Genomic DNA, 16,889 nt, shown 5'->3' on the forward strand with positions numbered 1-16,889 from the left:
TTTGGTATCCTGTGTTAGTCGCAGCACTTCGGTATCCTGTGTTAGTCGCAGCACTATAGTCTCCTGTGTTAGTCGCAGCACTTTGGTATCCTGTGTTAGTCGCAGCACTATAGTCTCCTGTGTTAGTCGCAGCACTTTGGTATCCTGTGTTAGTCGCAGCACTTTGGTATCCTGTGTTAGTCGCAGCACTTCGGTATCCTGTGTTAGTCGCAGCACTTCGGTCTCCTGTGTTGGTCGCAGCACTATAGTCTCCTGTGTTCGATTCCTTGGCATGCTCCCAATCAACTTTAGACTTTATATATTCAACTCCGGCTTTAATCAGTCCGGGAAGTCCTATCTCCACACCTATATGTATTTTAGAAGCTGCTACCTTACTATCTCTGCCATCTTCTTTATCTATTTTCCCGTCTCCGTCTACTTCGCAATATCTACTATCCGCCGGAGGATAATACTCAAATACATTCAAAGGATCTTCACAAAAATGGAATCCTTTGCTACAAGCTTTTATATTTCCTTCTTGTTCATAATCCTCGCCTGTTTCATATTGAAAACCTCTGCATTTTAAATCTTTATCAAAACCCTTATATCCTTTTATCATCTATATTTCCTCCTTGATTTTATTTTCATCACCTTCAAACGGTAAATCGCGATTTGTAACACAAGTAAACGTAAATCCTTCAACATTGACGATATATTTGTATTTAAACATTTCCGAAAAGAAGCCTTTAATTGGAACTTTGTTTGCAGTTCTGCAAATTTCTAAAAAAACATCTCCATCGAAAATTTGGAAACTATCACTATAGCTGTTGTAAGCGCATATAGAGGCTTTTTCTTCTGCTTTTAAATTGGCTTGCCTTATCGCTTCTTCAGAAACTAAGGTTGTCTCTTTTAATTCTGTAGCCGTATCTATTAATTTTTCTATATTCATAAATTATCTCCTTGATTTTTCTTACTGTGTTTTGTACAATAAAGAAAATGTTTTATTTTTTATTTGCCTGTTCCCGCAGGCTTTTTTCTTTTGTTTAGCGGTTTTAATCCTAATTTGTTTCTGTACGTTCCTACAGATGAAGCCGATACCTTCAAAACATCTGATATCTCTATGTCGTTGTAGTTATTTAGATATAGTTGAATGAAGTGTTTATCCAAGATATCTTTTACCGATTCACAACCCATTGCAGGTGTAGCGACTGACCTATATTCCTTTATTGCCTCCTCTCTTCTTTCTGCCTCTTCCCTGTCAGCCCAGCTACTACAGTTTTCTTGCCTTTCATGTAATACCATGCATTCTTTTTCTTTGTCTTCTGTGTTGTAAAAACAACTTTCGCATTCAAATATCCTTGCCATTTTACTCCTCCGGTTTCCTCCTATATGCAAGCCATGTTTTGCCGTAATCTTCATATTCAAATTCAAATCCATAGCCCGGATATCCACAGCAAAACGACTCTCCTTTTGCATAATCTGTTTGAACATGATAATATGCGGATTCAGCTTCTGAATAAGGTTTATGTCTTGTATATTCAGGCAATATCTCAATCCATACCCATTGGCGATTTTCAATATCCTTACTGATTTCTTTTAATTCTTCAATTGTCAGCGGTGGGTTTTCGTCCTTCATCCTCTTTGCAAGCAGATACATAGCGTACTCGTGTTGTTCCTGCCTTGCGTCCGGGTCATTAATAAATTCTATTAATTCCTCGGTTGTTGGTTCCGGGTTTTCGTCTGCTGCTCGGGTGTTCCAAGCGGTTATATCCTTTGTATTATTACCGATTATGATTTCTTCCGCAGTGCAATATTCGGAGTATGCAGTTACGTCGTGGCTGTAAAAATCCTCCATGACTTCCTCGTCTTGCGAATTTTTATATGTGTTCGTTGTTCTCACAAGTTCTCTCCCGCAAAACGGACATTTCTTAATCTTTTCGGTCATTGTTCATCACCTCCTTACATATATTTGCATCTACCTAATGCATATCCTTGCCTATAAGCAAGATACAATTTGTTTGTTTCTCCATTTTGATACACTTGTCCCATTTCCCAGAGGCTCTCATTCTCTCTATCTAATCGCATATCTTTAAATTCTCTTTCAAAATTAGACAATATTTCATAAAATTCTTTAGTACCTACTTGCACTGTTCATCCACCATCCAAACATCTGCCATGTGCCGTCCACCCTGTAAGGCTGTTTCTACATCCTCTACATAAACATCAATACACTTGTCCACTATCAGACCGCCTGTGTCCTCAACCGTCCTTTCCCCGATTCCGTCAATGTAGACTTTTGTGCCTACTGGCAATACATCCCAATCTGCTGCTATTGTTCTGCCCTCTTCCACCGTTGTCCCGCTTGCAGTTATACCATACTGAGGATGCCCGGGACTTTTGCCCGTGCTTTCGGGTCCGGCGGTGTAGTAGGTTATTTCAAATTCGCCTACATACTTCATTTTCAATTCTTCTTGTGTCAGATCTTCCTCTACTTCCATATGTAAAAACGCAATCTCTAACATTTCTATGTACTCCTGCTTGTCCTTTAATCGTGCAGCTTGTCTACTATTTATGTACTGTAGCTCTTCTATTTCTGCTTGTGCCGCCTTTGCATCCAATCCGGTTATTGTTAAAGCTACAAGGCAGATTATTAGGCAGGAGAGGAATATTGTTCTTTCTATCTTTAGTTTTTTAATCATAGTTCTCTCCCTTCTTTCATTGAGATTATTTGAGAAGATGCGGCTAATATCTGGCTAATTATGCCTTTTAGTTTAGTGTTTTCTACCTGAAGTTCTTCAATCTCTCTTTCCAATCTCCTACGCTCCAAAGGCGAAAATCTTTCAAGTTTAATTCCTTCGAGTTCTGCAATATGCTGCTCTGAAAATCTCGGCGCCGGTATTCCTTTACAAGGTGTTAAGACACCTTCTTTTCTCCAATTGTCTATTGTTGCTTCATTCACTTGCCAACGTTCAGCAAGGTCTTTACGTGTCAATAGTTGTGCCATTTTTACCTCCTAAATACTTTGATATTTTACGAGCATGTCCCTAATGATTGTGGTGTAAATTGCTTTTAGCTTCTTGTCCTGCTCAATTACATCAATGTTTCCAGTTTCTTTTATGACTTTCTTCGTAGCTCCGGCTTTTTCCAAACGCTCTTTTAATCTTTTAACTCTTACCCTTAAATCACAACCTGCACGAGTTTCGAGTTCTTTGTATGTGTTAACTCTTAATTTCTGATATCTTAAATCTCCAAGCTCTTCAATGATAATTTCAGACTGCGCTAATTTGTTGATTGATTCAGTTACCCATTTGCGCCAATTCTGTGTATCAACAACAACTGCATCCTGAATGCCTTTAATTTTGTCATTCGTTTGTTCAATAGCCTTTCCCTGCTCTTCAATTTTAAGCTTTACATTTTTCATTTCTTGTAAGCTTGCAATCATTATGTCCTCTATGCTTGTAGGTACAACCGGTACTTTTGGAAGTTGTTCCATTTCGTTAAACCGTTTTACGTACTTTGCTGTAAACAGTATTCCTTTTTCTCCCTGCTGTTTATTTCCTAATATCTCGCAACCCATTTTAGTTATTAAGTAACATGGATATTTACGTTTGTTATTACTTACAGTGTAAGTAGATGGAATAAAATAATCAGAAAGGTGGAAACTCCCCTTTTCTAAAGTTGGTATGATTCCAACATTTTTTCCGTCTTTTCTTCCCTCAATTTCTTTTAGCAATTCCTTATGTTCTTTACCTAACATTTCCGCTATGTCTCTGCTGTCTATTGTTTTAATTCCTGTTATTTGTAAATCATTCATTTGTTTCCTCCTTAGTTTATTTTTACATATTTTGACTTCTGTGTTATAATCTCCTTGAAAGGGGGTGATTATATGACATGGATAGCTGATATACATTTAAAATCCGGGGGCAATGTCGTTGTAGAAAATTTGGAATGCATACAAACGAAATATGATGCGGATATAAATCATGTGCCCAGAAAATATACAGATTTTAAAGATTTTATTTTTTTAAATCAAAATTTCTTATCGTTCTCCGGCAAAGATATTACGGTTACTCTGCCCGGGAACACAATAGAATACATAGTTTTAATCAGCAGAGCTTAGCGTTATTGATATTCTATTTCTAAAAGAGTGCAGTTACAGCTGTGCTCTTTTTCTATGTCTCGAATTGTGCGAACAAAATCTTTCAATTCTTCAGCTGTAGACAACTTAGCCTTAATTCTAATTTCTATACTTGACATCTTTTCCTCACCTCCTTAATTTTTATAGTGTGGATGCATATTAGTTCATCCTGCTTCGCAATCTTCCGATGTGCTGAATAGATGCTCTATGGTTTTGTCCGGAAAGAATTCATCCCGTATTGTATACATTTCTTTTCTTGTGAATTCTGAAAAACCATTCAATTTGTTATAAATAGTTTTAGATGAAGTACCTAACTTTTCGGATACATTCTTTCCGGTGATTCCTGCTTTGAGCATTTCTATTTTTAAATTTACAAACATTTAATCACCTCTTTTTACCCTGTGGGGTAATTTTGATTTGATTATATACCCTGCATCGTAATATGTCAATACATTTTTTACGCTTTAGGGTAATTTTTTTCTTTACAACGTAAAAACTTTGGTATATAATGTCTTTAATAAGTACAAGTTATATTGGAGGGATTTATAAAATGTCATTTTTAAATAAGTTAGAAAAGTTGATGTCTGATAAAGGAATAGAAAACCTAAGTCGATTGTCGCGCGAAACAGGAATACCGTATACAACAATTGACGGATTTTATAAAAAAGGAACCGAGAATATAAAACTTTCAACTTTGAAAAAATTGGCAAACTATTTTGATTGCAGCTTAGATTTTTTAGTAGATGATAATATTACAGAAGATACAGACAACGAGATCCACACCATAGCAGCGCATCATGACGGAGAAGATTGGACTGAAGAAGAGCTTGAGGATATAGAGAATTTTAAAAAATATGTTTTAAGCAAAAGGAATAAAAAGTAACTTCTCGGGGGAGGACAAGCTATGATAGCATATGAAGAACTGTTACAAGAGGCAGAAGATAACAATATCGAAGTAATAGAATTCACTTTTCGTGGCACTAATAAGGGTATGTACGCAGATGGTGTTATTGCTATTAGGAGAGACATAGAAACAGTTATTGAAAAGAAGTGCATCTTGTGTGAAGAACTGGAACATGCCTACACGACTGTAGGTGACATTACAGGCTTGGAAACTATCCAAAATCGAAAGCAAGAACAAATAGCAAGGAATCGTTCTTTTGAAAGATTGATACCCTTAAAATCGATTATAAAGGCTTCTTTTACATATTGTACAAGCTTATATGAACTTGCTGAGCATTTAGATGTAACAGAAGAATTTCTTAAAGAAGCAATTGAATATTACCAGAGCAAATACGGTCTTTACAAAGAAGTAGACAACTATTGCATATATTTCTCACCGTTGACCGTTTGCAAATATAAATATGAAAAATAAAATGAGGGGGCGTATATGAAATTTGGAGCAAGGAAGCCAAGCCTAAAGAAGAGCGTAAAAGCAAGAACAACAGGAAGATTAAAGCGAGAAATTAAAAGCGCTGTCAATCCGTTCTATGGGAAAAAGGGAATGGGATGGATTCGCAATCCTAAAAAGGCAATGTATAATAAAGTTTATAACAAAACATCGTTTAGTATATTTGATATTATAAAGAAATTATTTAAATAAAAAATAGCACCCGGTACTACTAATACCGAATGCTATTACACATCTTGTCACAAAGGACTAAATGCGTTCAAGTAACTATATTATACCATTTAATCCTTTGTGCATGCAAGGATTATTTTTTATACCCAAAATTAAAGGAGGTAACTAATGGACTACAACGTAACATACAGAAAAAAAGACAAAGGACTACAATGCATAATAAGTTATAAAGATAACCTCGGTAAATGGAAACAGAAGTCTAAGCAAGGGTTTAAAACACAAAAGGAATCCAAAGACTGGATTGAAGATATCGTTAAGGAGCTTGAAGGAACAATTAAATATATTGATCCTGATATGAAAAATATAACTCTTGATGAGTTGTTTCAGATGTTTATGAAACATGCCGAAATACATAAGGAAGCCGCAACCTTGAATAATTATGATGTCGCATATAAAAACATGGAAAAAATAAAGAGCAAAAAAGTCACTGACATAAGAGAGTTGGATGCTCAGGAGTGTGTCGATGAAATGATAAAGAAGAAAATATTGCATAGTACAGTATCAACCTATTTATCAAGGATTAATGTATTTTTCGGTTATGCAATATCTCCGCTAAGGATAATTAAAGATAATCCTTTTGCTGATGTGACCGTCCCACAAAATAAAGACTCAAAGATTAAAAAAATAAAAGCACTTACGGAATCAGAATTGAATAATTTACTTAGCAAAATAAAGCATAAGCCGTATTATGTTATTTCTTTGATAGCAGCAACCTGCGGACTTAGGATAGGTGAAATATTAGGCTTAACGTGGGCTGATATCGATGAAAAAAAATCTACTATGAGCGTAAACAAACAATGGAAGGTGGTAAAAAAGTCTCCTAAGACATACGGTTTTGGCTCTGTTAAAAGTAAGAATTCAAACAGAACAGTACCGATACCTTTAAATACAATGAAGGTTTTAATACAATACAAGAGCGATTTCCCTATTAATATTAGCGGTAGAATATTTACTTACAAAAGAACTGATTCTGCATGTACCAACTTAATAAAAACATATAAAAAAGCTGAATATGATATTTCTGTGCACGATCTAAGGCATACTTACGCTTCTAGACTCGTCGCCAATGGAGTTGATTTTAAAACTGTAGCTGAATTGATAGGGGATACTGTCCAAATGGTAATTAGTACGTATTCCCACTTTACTAAGGATATGATGGACAAAGCTCAAATAGCTGTAAATAATATTTTTTAAAAATTTTTGACGAATTTATTGACGTTTACTAACCATGTGTTGAAAATTACAGCTATTTTAGCGTATTGTTACATTCTTAAAGTAAATTTGCTTCCTACATTTATAGTGCTTTCTACCGTTAATGAGAACCTATGAATATCAGCTATCCACTTTGCTATACTTAAGCCAAGACCTGTACCGCCTTCACGGTGACGTGCTTTGTCTGCTCTGTAGAAACGGTCAAATATTCTGTCCAAGTCCTTTTTAGCTATTCCTATACCCGTATCTTCAACCGTAAATACTTTTTTGTTTTTTTCAGTATATAAGCTGACTGTTACCTTTCCTTTTTCGGTATATTTTACAGCATTATCCACTAATATTACTACTAATCTTCTGATTTTATCATAGTCTGCTTTTATCCTAATATCATCAGCTATATTAACTATAAAATTTAGCTCCTTCTTCTTGGCCAATACTTCCATGCTTTGACACACATTTTCTACCACTTCGGATAATGAAAAATCAGAGACAGATAATTTTTCTTCATTTGCATCAGCTTTTGCCAATATAAGAAGCTGATCTATCAATTTTGCCATTACCCTCGTTTCAGAGTATGCATTATCAAGCCAAACTTCATTTTCATCCACTGTTCCTGCTTCATCGCTTAATACAACATCCAGATTCGTCTGAATAACCGTAAGGGGAGTTCGAAGCTCATGAGATGCATCGGCTACAAATTCTTTCTGTCTAATCCATGTATCTCTTATAGGTTTTATTGCCTGCCCGGTAAAAATAAAGCTGATAAATAATAATATTGCAGTTCCGGTTAAGCCTGTTACATATAAAACAGTCTTTAAAAATGACCACAGTATATCTTCATTTATTGTATTTTGATAAACCTGTACTACACTACGCCCATTAATATCATCAAAGTAACGTGTATAAATTCTGTAATTAAATCGTCCTACCCTGCGGGAGGTGTATGAATCTTTTTGATCCTCAAAGGATTTTGCCGCAAGGTGCTTAATTTCATCTGCAATTGTAATTTCATTTTCATTTGCTAATATTCTGTCCAGATTTTCATTATACATAATATAACAAGCATCAAGTTTTTGAGGACCGATAAAAGTTATACTTGGTCCGATCCTCTCGATATCAAAGCTTCCGCTTATGCTGAAATTCATATACGAAGAATTCCTGTAAACATATACTCTAAGTGCCTCTGAGCGCATTAATTCCTTATTTCCGTCTTCAAAAACCATACGTGTAAAGTTATATATGCCTGCTGCAATAAAAACCATGAATGCAACCAATACTAAACCCATATAAGCAGTTAATTTAAAATGCAACCTTCTAAACATATTATTTCTCCTTGAGCATATACCCCACACCGCGGACAGTTTCTATTTTTGCATTTGTTTCATCCAATCTTTTCCTCAAATGATGGACATAAATTTCTATATTACTCTCTAATATATCTGCCTCAAGTCCCCATATCCTGTCTATAATTTGTTCTCGTGTAAAAACTTGTCTCGGTTTTTTTATAAACATTTCCATGAGCATTGCTTCTTTTAGCGGCAATTTATATTCTTCATTTCCAATATATAACAGATAGTTTTTTACATCGTATTTTATGCCTTCAAACTCATAAATTTCGCCCACATAATCACTGCTTTTTCTTCTGGATAATGCCTTAACTCTGGCTATCAGCTCCTTTGTTGCAAAGGGTTTAACCAAGTAATCATCTGCACCGGTTTCAAGCCCGTATACTCTGTCATCAATAGTGTCCTTTGCCGTAAGCATAATTACCGGAGTTTGAATACCGTTTTTTCTTATTGCCTTTAATATTTCGATTCCATCTGTTCCGGGAAGCATTATATCAAGAACAATTACATCATATATATCCTTTTCAGACAAAATAAGACCCTCATCACCGTCATTGGCAATATCAACATCAATTTTCTGCTTTGAAAACAAGTAGCTAAGTGCCTGTGTGATTTTTATTTCGTCTTCAACGATTAATATTCTCATACATAACTCCTTTATATCATCCTAAGCGTTTTGGTCATCCTGAGCGCAGATTTTACTTCTTATTTAACACTTACTTCTATAATAATTCCCAAATCTTAATTTTACATTAATATATTATTAATACTAAACGACATTTGTCAAGAAAAAAGGCCCTTCATCCTGAACTATTGAAGGATCCCCCTTTTATACCTATTATTTCATTGACTTTATATGATCAGCAACCTTCTTATCTTCTGATTTAATATGATTAATAAGCCATCCGCCTATAGACATATTAACCTTAGCGACAAGACCTATATTTGCACCCTTTTCTTTATATTCTTCATATATGTCGTTAACAGTATTTTTAAAAGCTTCATGTTTTTCCTTGTGAGATTTATAATCGGGATAATTTGACTTTATCTGAAGATTCTCCTCATCATTAAAATGCTTAACAACATAATCCTTAAGAAATATTAAAGTGTTTTCTACTTCAAGCCTTCCTTTTCCTGTATTACATGCATCCAAAAGGTTATTAATTGCCTTAATTATTGATTTGTGCTGCTCATCAATTATAATATTGCCTGTTTCCAATGATTTATCCCAGTTATATGCCATACCAATCACCTCCTTATTTATTTAATTAATTACATCATCAATGTTATAAACTTCCACTTCTTTAAGTTTTACATCCTCAACAAAACCTTTTAATTCCTGAGCAAGACTGCTTAATTCTTCGCAGGCAGCGGCATTATCTTCCGAATTTTTTGAATTTGTTTGAACGACTGATGATATCTGTTCAACACCGATTAATACCTGTGAAGCGCCAAGAGCTTGTTGAGCAGAGGCTTCAGATATTTGTTCCACAAGTTCCACAGTTATTTTAACCTTATCTACTATTCCATTTAATGATTCTTCTGTTTGGTATGCTATATCAGATCCCTTCTCAACTGCAAATAGAGATCTTTCTATAAGTTCGGTAGTATTTTTAGCCGCTTCAGCACTTTTAGAAGCTAAATTTCTCACTTCCTCCGCTACTACAGCAAAGCCCTTTCCTGCAGAGCCGGCTCTGGCTGCCTCAACTGCTGCATTTAATGCAAGTATATTCGTTTGAAAAGCAATATCATCAATTGTTTTGATTATTTTAGAAATTTCTATAGATGCATTTTTAATTTCGTCCATAGCATGCACCATATTATCCATGTGTTCTTTTCCGCTTTCAACTTCTATGGATGCTTCCAGAGAACTATTTCTTGCAATTTCAGCATTTTTTGCATTTTGTTTTATTTGTTCCGACAATTCATTAATGGTTGCTGCTAATTCTTCAATTGAGCCGGCTTGCTCCGTCGCTCCCTGAGATAAATCTTGTGTATTTGCAGCCACCTGATCTGCCCCTGCGGCTACCTGCTCCGCACTTTTTAAAAATCTTCCAATCAATCTGTTTAATCTTAAATTTATCCTGTGTATTCTTATTCCGATTTTCTCAAAATCTCCCGGATACTCCCGTTCTATATATCTTGTGAAATCTCCATCGTCAATTCCACTTAAATTATATATCATACCATTGACCATTGAGTTTAATTCTTGAACAATATTATTTATGGATTCACTTAATTGTCCGATTTCATTTGCATTATTGATTGTTTCCACATCTGTATGCATATCCCCTTTTGCTAAATCATACAACCTTTTTGTAAACTTATTTAATGGATTTATTATACGGTTAGATAAAATACCTACTAATACATAAGAAAAGATAACAATAATAACTACAATTGAAACAACTGCTATAACTTCAACTGTATTTAACGTATTATTTGCATACTTAAATCCAATATATGCAGATAATGCAGACACTAATATTATGGTGAAAATTACAAAAGAAACAATATTGATAACCAATTGTTTTTTAATACTCTTAGATATTTTATTTATTCCCAAATCTTTCATATCCTTTTCTCCTATAATTTAATGTTTAGGGGACATTCCCCTTATCATCAAAGACTTTCCCTATGTTAGGGGTGTGTCCCCTTTCCTCTAAATGCATTCTACTATGGGTAGATTATATTTTTTTCTGCCATTGCATATAAGTGCATCGAATTCTGATATAGGAATAGGTTTTTCAAAAATAAATCCCTGAGCCATATCGCAGCCTATATCTCTTAAAAAGTCAACCTGCATATCGGTTTCGACACCTTCCGATATAACGTTCAAATTTAAATTTTTAGCTATATTGACAATATTATTAACGATAATTTGTGAGCTGTAATCTTCAATATGTTCTAAAAATATTTTATCTAATTTAAGCGTATCAATCGGCATGTCCTTTAATAACCCGAGACATGAATAACCTGAACCGAAATCATCCATTGATATATCAAAACCATCATTTCTGAATTTTCTCATTACGGTAAAAATTTCATTTTCTTTTTCATTGCTGAATACTACCGATTCAGTAATTTCAATTTCAATTAAATTATTAGGTATATTGCATTTTTCTTTTATTTTATTGTAATCATATACAAAATTTGTGTTTAAGAAATGTATTCTTGAAACATTTACCGAAACAGGTACTACATCATATCCCAAATCAATCCAATTTCTTAAATTAAGACATACCTGCTCAAAAACAAATTTATCAAGTTTTATAATAAAACCGTTCTTTTCAAAAATAGGAATAAACCTGATTGGATTTAATAGTCCTAACTCAGGATGATTCCATCTTACCAATGCCTCAGCTCCGGATATTTCACCTGTCTTTAAATCTACCTTAGGTTGTATATAAACCTTAAATTCATTTTCCTCTAATGCCCTATACATACCATCTTCTAATTTTTTAACTTCAATTAAATTATTTCCGATGCTGTCATTATAAATAGCATAGCTGCTTTTATATCTGCTTTTTAAATCACCTTTTGCAAAAACTGCCTTATCAATCGCTGAGCGTACATCAACATTTTCGTTATCTATAAAACATATACCTGCCATAACTGCCGGTTTTATGTTGACTTCATTCCAAATATCTAAACTCTCAATTTTTTCTGTTATATTTTTAATTCTGCTTACTAACTCATCCTGCTCTGAATATTCAAATAAAATAAAAAAATTATCTCCTTCCGCTTTACCAAAAACTTCGTTTACGAAATTATCATTCAGGATCATACTTATCTGCATAAGGATTTCATCTCCGATTTTATAACCGACACTATTATTTATTATTGAAAACTTATTTATATCGTAATGAGCAAGTGCATATCTTTTTTCGATATTATTATTGATATGCTCTTCAGCATCAACAATAAATTTAAATTTATTTCTTACATTATACAATACATCCGATTGTTCTAAATTTTTTAATTTACTATATATATTTTTTCTAACTGACTTATATACTTTTATTATAAAGCAGCATAATCCTATTATTATTGCAATAAAAATAAAATTAAAAAATGTAAGCATCCATTCGCTATATGTAATTTCACGACCGCTTATTATGCGTATTATGGAAAAAACAATTATTAAAGTGCTTATTAAAACTATTGTAATAAATCTTTTTATCAGGGGAGTAAACTTTAAAATTTTATCATTATTAATTTTATTCATCTCAATACTCCATCAACTTATTCAGTTATTAAACAATATCGGCATTTTATTCATAAAATTTATATCATAATCAAAATTTTCCTAAAAAAATAAGGGGTTTTCACCCCTTATTAATTACGCTTTTAATTATTGTAATAATTGTAATACACCTTGTGGCTGCATGTTTGCCTGAGCAAGCATTGCCTGAGCAGCTTGAGTAAGAATGTTGTTCTTAGTGTACTGCATCATTTCTTTAGCCATATCAACGTCTCTTATACGAGATTCAGCAGCTGTTAAGTTTTCTGAAGTTACTCCTAAGTTGTTAACAGTGTGCTCTAATCTGTTCTGTAACGCACCAAGACCAGCTCTTTGTTCTGAAACTAATTTAATAGCATTATCTAATGTAACTAACGCATTTTGTGCTCCAGTTTGTGTTGATAAGTCAATTAAACCAGTACCACCAGAAGCAACTAATCCTAAACCTGTTTGACCCATATCATTGATTGACAAAGATACTCTTTCATATTGATCTGCAGCATGAGCTGTACCACTAAGAACAGTGTTTGCACCAATTTGCAGTGTTAATTCACCATCTCCAGAAGAAGTCATCTTGCCATTAAGTAAATCAATACCATTGAATTTTGTAGAATCAGATATTCTGTCTATTTCTGTCAATAATGCTTTCACTTCTTCATTGATACTGTCAAGATCTTCACCTTTGTTTGTTCCGTTTGCAGCCTGAACTGCTAATTCTCTCATTCTTTGAAGAATAGCATGAGTTTCATTCAATCCGCCTTCTGCAGTTTGAATTAATGAAATACCGTCTTCCGCATTTTTGGAAGCCATTTCCAAACCTTTGATTTGTGCTCTCATTTTTTCAGATATAGCCAAACCTGCAGCATCATCACCTGCTCTGTTAATTCTGAAACCTGATGATAATTTTTCTAAATTTTTACCTGTATTATTGTTGTTAATTCCAAGTTGTCTTAAAGAATTCATTGCGTTTAAATTGTGTTGTATTCTCATAATTACCTCCGTGTAATTTTCTCGGGATCCTTCCCTATATTTTATTTTTAGTATTTATTTTCAACACCGGGCCCTTGGTGCTAAAAATAATTTACTGTTACAAAACATATATCGGAACTTTTATAATTAAATTTAGTTTTTTTTATTAAAATTAATTTAATCAATAATGTATAAATATCTAAATTATCGTTCAATTTTATTTTTGTACCAATTTTTAACCGCATCATAAAATTCAACGCTTTCTTTAAATACATTTGAATTTACTCTTTTGTAATCATTCCTTATATTATCCAAATTAATTATTGTGCTATCAATTTTTTCTCTTAAAAAATTTTCAAAACCAAACTTATTTACTTCTACAACTCTATCACTTAAATTAACTTCTCGATACAAATCAAGTATTTTTTTATAGCTACATAATCCTATAGTAGGGATATTTTGAGCAATTGCACAAACATTGCTATGAAATCTCATCCCCATAATAAAATCACATTCTTTATACAGACCAAAAATATATTCCTCTGATCCTTTTCCTGTAAGGCACGGCGATACGACAAAGCGGGTTCTTCTATATTTATCCTCTATTTTTTCCAACAAGTCATAAATAGCACCTAAATCACTATATATATGAGGGAACAAAAGCATTTGATAGTTTTCATGTTTTTTTAATAATTCATTTAATTCTATAGCAAAACCATTAATAAAATTTTCATATGAAATACAGTCTTTTACTTCGCTGTTAAATCGAATATCTTTCATATCAGCAGCTACATTTATGCCAATAAACTTGTAATTATTCTTAGTCTCCGGAAAGTCATATTTTTTAGATTCCATAAAAAAAGCTCCATCCGGTACTCTATAAAACTTATTATCGAACAAATTTCCATATAACTTCTTAATTGTATCATAAGAGCCGTCATTCCTAACGCTAACCATGATGTTTTTATCACTTGTAATACGCTCCATAAACAATCTGAATTTCTCTATTGAATTTTGGCTCGCACCTTTGGCAATGTCACATCCTACTCCATGAAATAATATTGGTGTTTTTATTAGTTCAAGTGTTTCTTCCTTAATATTTATTGTTGTTCCTGTATATGAGTAATCCCATTTTAATTCAAAAAAATTGCCGCCACCAATAACTACTATGTCGTGATTATTACATAAATTAATAAAATCATAACTATTAAAATCTCTTAAATTCCACGACTTATAAAATTCCCTCATCTCTATATTAGTGAAATCAATTTCTCTGCCTAATGTTTCGATTAATCTTTTTCTGAAGCCATTATGATTTGCGTTGTCCCCTATATTTCCGTTAAAACTTGCAACATGCAATGCTTTAATCCTCGTCATAGTAATTTCCTCCTTCTTTACTTATAACTTTCATTAACCTCAATTGTTAAATCCTGCCATATTCATCTTCATATCTAATAATATCATCTTCACCAAAATAGTCTCCAAGCTGCACCTCTGCAATCATGAGAGATTCTATTTCCGATAAATTTACAATCCTGTGCTTACATCCTTTCGGTATATAGATAAAGCTACCTGATTCAATTTTTTTAACCGATTCCCCAATTGTAACTTCTCCTATTCCATTAATGACTACCCAATATTCTTCTCTTCGTTTGTGTTCTTGCAAACTTAAAATGCCTTTAGGATTGATTTTTATAATTTTTGATTGAGAGTACTCATTAATAAAAGTTGTCTTGTAAATACCCCACGGTCTGTTATAAATCTCGTGCTCAAGCAAGGAGTCATCCAATTTAGTAAAATCATAATCTAAATCAAATTGAGTATCTTTTAATAGCAAGACATGCATGTTTATTTTTGTAATTACATTGACAAGTCTGCCACATTCATCTATGATCGGAAGAAATTTTATTTTTGGCTTCTTAAATAGTTCAACTATTTTATTGAATTCATCATTTCTAAATGCCTTCTCTGATCCTTTATTATATACTTTTTCTATTTTTTCATTTATATTCATACCTTTAATGAACCCTCTTCTTATGTCACCATCTGTAATCGTTCCCAAGAAGTATTTCTCATCATCAACAACTATCAAAAACCCTTTGTTGTTATTATCAATTTTCGTTAAAGCATCCAAAATTGATTCCGATGGTTTAATTAAATAATTAGTTAAGTCCATATTATCACCTGTTTTTTACATTTAAAATAATCTCGACAATCTCTCTGACAGCACCTTCTCCGCCTTTAGCTTTAGTTATTATTTTTGCTGCATCTTTTACACAATCCATACCGTCATAAACAGTACATCCAAGTCCCACAGTTCGAAGTACATCTAAATCATTAATATCGTCCCCGATATAAGCAATTTCTTCATACTTCAGGTCGTATTTTGAGCAGATATCATTTAGTATCTTCATCTTATTTTGGACACCTAAATGCACCTCATCTACTTTCATCTTCTCAGCTCTTCTTTTTACTAATTCAATGTTTTCACCTGTAATAATTCCGGTTATAATTCCAACTTCTTTAAGTAATTTAAATCCCATTCCATCTTTGGTGTTAAATTTCTTGAGCTCATCTCCGTTTTCTGAATAATACATGCCTCCATCTGTCAATACTCCGTCACTGTCTGTAAGAAAGCATTTTATCTTTTCTATATCTGCATCACAAGTATTATTACTTATATTTTTCTTTAGTAATTCTTCTACAATTACCCAATCGGAAGGTTCGTCTATTTCGTAATAAGTATCGTCAGGCATTTCTATTGCTGCTATATTCCCTGAAATTCTACATTGGTTGGATAAAAGATTTTTCTTTGAAGTAATGTAAAAAGCTCCGTTTTCAACTAAGAATCCATTAAACTCTTGCCTTCTTGGGCGGTTTAAAGGATCATAGTTAAGTGCAATGACGGAATTTGATTTTTCTTCCCATGTGAATCTTTTTTGCCTGACTACTGACAGTACACTATCAATTCCGTTTTCAAAGAATTTATTTATGCCTTTTGTAATATCTATGCTTTTTAAGAGTGGCGAAGTGGCTTGTACTAAAACTATATTTTCAAAGTCGTAATTTTGAGCAAATTCAATCATGACTGATTCTGTTGTTGCCGTATCTGTAGATACTTTTTCAGATCTGTCTATTAGCTTAACCTTGTCTGAACCATACTTTTCAATTACTCTTTTAATTTTTTGACTATCCGTAGATACTACTACAGTATCTATTTCGTTACATTTAACTGCTGCATCTAAAGACCAAAAAATCAGTGGACGTCCATTCATTAGTTTTATGTTTTTTAAAGGTATTGATTTACTGCCACCTCTTACAGGAATGAATGCCACTGTTCTTCCAATAAAATTATTCAAA

General features: G+C 33.2%; 23 protein-coding genes and 1 pseudogene. 5 read left to right on the top strand and 19 right to left on the bottom strand.

What is annotated here, in order from left to right; genetic code table 11:
• From RT412_RS07120 to RT412_RS07155, 8 genes and pseudogenes are all read right to left on the bottom strand, one after another.
• Positions 1 to 598, bottom strand: a pseudogene (locus tag RT412_RS07120) (hypothetical protein); the annotation flags it as partial.
• Positions 599 to 928 carry a hypothetical protein gene (locus RT412_RS07125; protein ID WP_313413197.1) on the bottom strand — a complete coding sequence of 110 codons (330 nt, stop codon included), beginning with the start codon at positions 926 to 928 and terminating at the stop codon, positions 599 to 601.
• 59 nt (positions 929 to 987) lie between these two features.
• Positions 988 to 1,344: a hypothetical protein gene (locus RT412_RS07130; protein WP_313413202.1), complete on the bottom strand. Its 357-nt coding sequence runs from the start codon at positions 1,342 to 1,344 to the stop codon at positions 988 to 990.
• Position 1,345: 1 nt separating this feature from the next.
• Positions 1,346 to 1,924, bottom strand: a complete 579-nt coding sequence (locus RT412_RS07135) for a hypothetical protein (protein WP_313413203.1) — start codon at positions 1,922 to 1,924, stop codon at positions 1,346 to 1,348.
• Positions 1,925 to 1,938: 14 nt separating this feature from the next.
• Positions 1,939 to 2,127, bottom strand: coding sequence for a hypothetical protein (locus RT412_RS07140; protein WP_313413205.1), 189 nt, complete (start codon positions 2,125 to 2,127; stop codon positions 1,939 to 1,941).
• Positions 2,118 to 2,678, bottom strand: a complete 561-nt coding sequence (locus RT412_RS07145; RefSeq protein ID WP_313413207.1) for a 3D domain-containing protein — start codon at positions 2,676 to 2,678, stop codon at positions 2,118 to 2,120. The genes RT412_RS07140 and RT412_RS07145 overlap by 10 nt, the downstream gene beginning before the upstream one ends.
• Entirely contained in the window at positions 2,675 to 2,983 is a 309-nt protein-coding gene (locus RT412_RS07150) for a histidine kinase (RefSeq protein ID WP_313413210.1), read from the bottom strand. Before RT412_RS07150 ends, RT412_RS07145 begins: the two co-directional genes overlap by 4 nt.
• Positions 2,984 to 2,992: 9 nt before the next feature.
• Positions 2,993 to 3,793 (bottom strand): Rha family transcriptional regulator, encoded by an 801-nt coding sequence (locus RT412_RS07155; RefSeq protein ID WP_313413212.1) that lies wholly within the window; start codon positions 3,791 to 3,793, stop codon positions 2,993 to 2,995.
• Between the two features lie 72 nt (positions 3,794 to 3,865).
• Here RT412_RS07155 and RT412_RS07160 point away from each other — a divergent pair, with 72 nt between their 5' ends.
• The gene (locus RT412_RS07160; protein WP_313413214.1) at positions 3,866 to 4,099 is read left to right on the top strand and encodes a hypothetical protein; all 234 of its coding nucleotides are present in this window, start codon (positions 3,866 to 3,868) and stop codon (positions 4,097 to 4,099) included.
• 2 nt (positions 4,100 to 4,101) lie between these two features.
• Here the strand turns inward: RT412_RS07160 and RT412_RS07165 are convergent, their stop codons facing one another.
• The gene (locus RT412_RS07165; RefSeq protein WP_281372263.1) at positions 4,102 to 4,236 is read right to left on the bottom strand and encodes a hypothetical protein; all 135 of its coding nucleotides are present in this window, start codon (positions 4,234 to 4,236) and stop codon (positions 4,102 to 4,104) included.
• Between the two features lie 45 nt (positions 4,237 to 4,281).
• Positions 4,282 to 4,497: an XRE family transcriptional regulator gene (locus tag RT412_RS07170; RefSeq protein WP_313413215.1), complete on the bottom strand. Its 216-nt coding sequence runs from the start codon at positions 4,495 to 4,497 to the stop codon at positions 4,282 to 4,284.
• Between the two features lie 170 nt (positions 4,498 to 4,667).
• Here RT412_RS07170 and RT412_RS07175 point away from each other — a divergent pair, with 170 nt between their 5' ends.
• From RT412_RS07175 to RT412_RS07190, 4 genes are all read left to right on the top strand, one after another.
• Positions 4,668 to 5,000 carry a helix-turn-helix transcriptional regulator gene (locus RT412_RS07175; RefSeq protein WP_313413217.1) on the top strand — a complete coding sequence of 111 codons (333 nt, stop codon included), beginning with the start codon at positions 4,668 to 4,670 and terminating at the stop codon, positions 4,998 to 5,000.
• Between the two features lie 21 nt (positions 5,001 to 5,021).
• Positions 5,022 to 5,492: an ImmA/IrrE family metallo-endopeptidase gene (locus RT412_RS07180; protein ID WP_313413218.1), complete on the top strand. Its 471-nt coding sequence runs from the start codon at positions 5,022 to 5,024 to the stop codon at positions 5,490 to 5,492.
• 15 nt (positions 5,493 to 5,507) lie between these two features.
• Entirely contained in the window at positions 5,508 to 5,720 is a 213-nt protein-coding gene (locus RT412_RS07185) for a hypothetical protein (protein ID WP_313413220.1), read from the top strand.
• A gap of 147 nt (positions 5,721 to 5,867) precedes the next feature.
• Positions 5,868 to 6,953, top strand: coding sequence for a tyrosine-type recombinase/integrase (locus RT412_RS07190; RefSeq protein WP_313413222.1), 1,086 nt, complete (start codon positions 5,868 to 5,870; stop codon positions 6,951 to 6,953).
• A 68-nt stretch (positions 6,954 to 7,021) separates the two neighbouring features.
• Here RT412_RS07190 and RT412_RS07195 read toward each other — a convergent pair whose 3' ends face one another.
• The 9 genes from RT412_RS07195 to RT412_RS07235 all read right to left on the bottom strand — a co-directional run bounded on the left by RT412_RS07195 (position 7,022) and on the right by RT412_RS07235 (position 16,888).
• Positions 7,022 to 8,293 (bottom strand): ATP-binding protein, encoded by a 1,272-nt coding sequence (locus RT412_RS07195; protein WP_313345212.1) that lies wholly within the window; start codon positions 8,291 to 8,293, stop codon positions 7,022 to 7,024.
• 1 nt (position 8,294) lies between these two features.
• Positions 8,295 to 8,963, bottom strand: a complete 669-nt coding sequence (locus RT412_RS07200) for a response regulator transcription factor (RefSeq protein WP_313345209.1) — start codon at positions 8,961 to 8,963, stop codon at positions 8,295 to 8,297.
• Between the two features lie 192 nt (positions 8,964 to 9,155).
• Positions 9,156 to 9,560 (bottom strand): hemerythrin family protein, encoded by a 405-nt coding sequence (locus tag RT412_RS07205; protein ID WP_313345206.1) that lies wholly within the window; start codon positions 9,558 to 9,560, stop codon positions 9,156 to 9,158.
• Positions 9,561 to 9,581: 21 nt separating this feature from the next.
• Positions 9,582 to 10,892 (bottom strand): HAMP domain-containing methyl-accepting chemotaxis protein, encoded by a 1,311-nt coding sequence (locus RT412_RS07210; protein WP_313345203.1) that lies wholly within the window; start codon positions 10,890 to 10,892, stop codon positions 9,582 to 9,584.
• An 87-nt stretch (positions 10,893 to 10,979) separates the two neighbouring features.
• Entirely contained in the window at positions 10,980 to 12,545 is a 1,566-nt protein-coding gene (locus RT412_RS07215) for a GGDEF domain-containing phosphodiesterase (RefSeq protein ID WP_313345200.1), read from the bottom strand.
• Between the two features lie 126 nt (positions 12,546 to 12,671).
• Positions 12,672 to 13,550: a flagellin Hag gene (hag, locus tag RT412_RS07220; protein ID WP_313345197.1), complete on the bottom strand. Its 879-nt coding sequence runs from the start codon at positions 13,548 to 13,550 to the stop codon at positions 12,672 to 12,674.
• A gap of 183 nt (positions 13,551 to 13,733) precedes the next feature.
• Complete coding sequence (locus RT412_RS07225; protein WP_313345194.1) at positions 13,734 to 14,906, bottom strand: polysaccharide pyruvyl transferase family protein; 1,173 nt, start codon at positions 14,904 to 14,906, stop codon at positions 13,734 to 13,736.
• A 46-nt stretch (positions 14,907 to 14,952) separates the two neighbouring features.
• A complete protein-coding gene (locus tag RT412_RS07230; protein WP_313345191.1) occupies positions 14,953 to 15,705 on the bottom strand; it encodes a CBS domain-containing protein in 753 nt (250 codons plus the stop codon).
• A gap of 4 nt (positions 15,706 to 15,709) precedes the next feature.
• Positions 15,710 to 16,888: an N-acylneuraminate cytidylyltransferase gene (locus RT412_RS07235; RefSeq protein WP_313345188.1), complete on the bottom strand. Its 1,179-nt coding sequence runs from the start codon at positions 16,886 to 16,888 to the stop codon at positions 15,710 to 15,712.
• Between the last annotated feature and the right edge of the window lies 1 nt (position 16,889).

The organism is Sedimentibacter sp. (assembly GCF_032080165.1).
In the GTDB taxonomy this organism is placed as follows: domain Bacteria; phylum Bacillota; class Clostridia; order Tissierellales; family Sedimentibacteraceae; genus Sedimentibacter.

What these genes read in the sequence shown, in the direction of transcription:
- RT412_RS07130 (WP_313413202.1), bottom strand. Translation starts at nt 1,344, where the DNA reads ATGGCAAGGATATTTGAATGCGAAAGTTGTTTTTACAACACAGAAGAC.
- RT412_RS07180 (WP_313413218.1), top strand. Translation starts at nt 5,022, where the DNA reads ATGATAGCATATGAAGAACTGTTACAAGAGGCAGAAGATAACAATATC.
- RT412_RS07155 (WP_313413212.1), bottom strand. Translation starts at nt 3,793, where the DNA reads ATGAATGATTTACAAATAACAGGAATTAAAACAATAGACAGCAGAGAC.
- RT412_RS07215 (WP_313345200.1), bottom strand. Translation starts at nt 12,545, where the DNA reads ATGAATAAAATTAATAATGATAAAATTTTAAAGTTTACTCCCCTGATA.
- RT412_RS07210 (WP_313345203.1), bottom strand. Translation starts at nt 10,892, where the DNA reads ATGAAAGATTTGGGAATAAATAAAATATCTAAGAGTATTAAAAAACAA.
- RT412_RS07230 (WP_313345191.1), bottom strand. Translation starts at nt 15,705, where the DNA reads ATGGACTTAACTAATTATTTAATTAAACCATCGGAATCAATTTTGGAT.
- RT412_RS07200 (WP_313345209.1), bottom strand. Translation starts at nt 8,963, where the DNA reads ATGAGAATATTAATCGTTGAAGACGAAATAAAAATCACACAGGCACTT.
- RT412_RS07150 (WP_313413210.1), bottom strand. Translation starts at nt 2,983, where the DNA reads ATGGCACAACTATTGACACGTAAAGACCTTGCTGAACGTTGGCAAGTG.
- RT412_RS07185 (WP_313413220.1), top strand. Translation starts at nt 5,508, where the DNA reads ATGAAATTTGGAGCAAGGAAGCCAAGCCTAAAGAAGAGCGTAAAAGCA.
- hag (WP_313345197.1), bottom strand. Translation starts at nt 13,550, where the DNA reads ATGAGAATACAACACAATTTAAACGCAATGAATTCTTTAAGACAACTT.
- RT412_RS07165 (WP_281372263.1), bottom strand. Translation starts at nt 4,236, where the DNA reads ATGTCAAGTATAGAAATTAGAATTAAGGCTAAGTTGTCTACAGCTGAA.
- RT412_RS07175 (WP_313413217.1), top strand. Translation starts at nt 4,668, where the DNA reads ATGTCATTTTTAAATAAGTTAGAAAAGTTGATGTCTGATAAAGGAATA.
- RT412_RS07135 (WP_313413203.1), bottom strand. Translation starts at nt 1,924, where the DNA reads ATGACCGAAAAGATTAAGAAATGTCCGTTTTGCGGGAGAGAACTTGTG.
- RT412_RS07205 (WP_313345206.1), bottom strand. Translation starts at nt 9,560, where the DNA reads ATGGCATATAACTGGGATAAATCATTGGAAACAGGCAATATTATAATT.
- RT412_RS07170 (WP_313413215.1), bottom strand. Translation starts at nt 4,497, where the DNA reads ATGTTTGTAAATTTAAAAATAGAAATGCTCAAAGCAGGAATCACCGGA.
- RT412_RS07125 (WP_313413197.1), bottom strand. Translation starts at nt 928, where the DNA reads ATGAATATAGAAAAATTAATAGATACGGCTACAGAATTAAAAGAGACA.
- RT412_RS07190 (WP_313413222.1), top strand. Translation starts at nt 5,868, where the DNA reads ATGGACTACAACGTAACATACAGAAAAAAAGACAAAGGACTACAATGC.
- RT412_RS07160 (WP_313413214.1), top strand. Translation starts at nt 3,866, where the DNA reads ATGACATGGATAGCTGATATACATTTAAAATCCGGGGGCAATGTCGTT.
- RT412_RS07145 (WP_313413207.1), bottom strand. Translation starts at nt 2,678, where the DNA reads ATGATTAAAAAACTAAAGATAGAAAGAACAATATTCCTCTCCTGCCTA.
- RT412_RS07225 (WP_313345194.1), bottom strand. Translation starts at nt 14,906, where the DNA reads ATGACGAGGATTAAAGCATTGCATGTTGCAAGTTTTAACGGAAATATA.
- RT412_RS07195 (WP_313345212.1), bottom strand. Translation starts at nt 8,293, where the DNA reads ATGTTTAGAAGGTTGCATTTTAAATTAACTGCTTATATGGGTTTAGTA.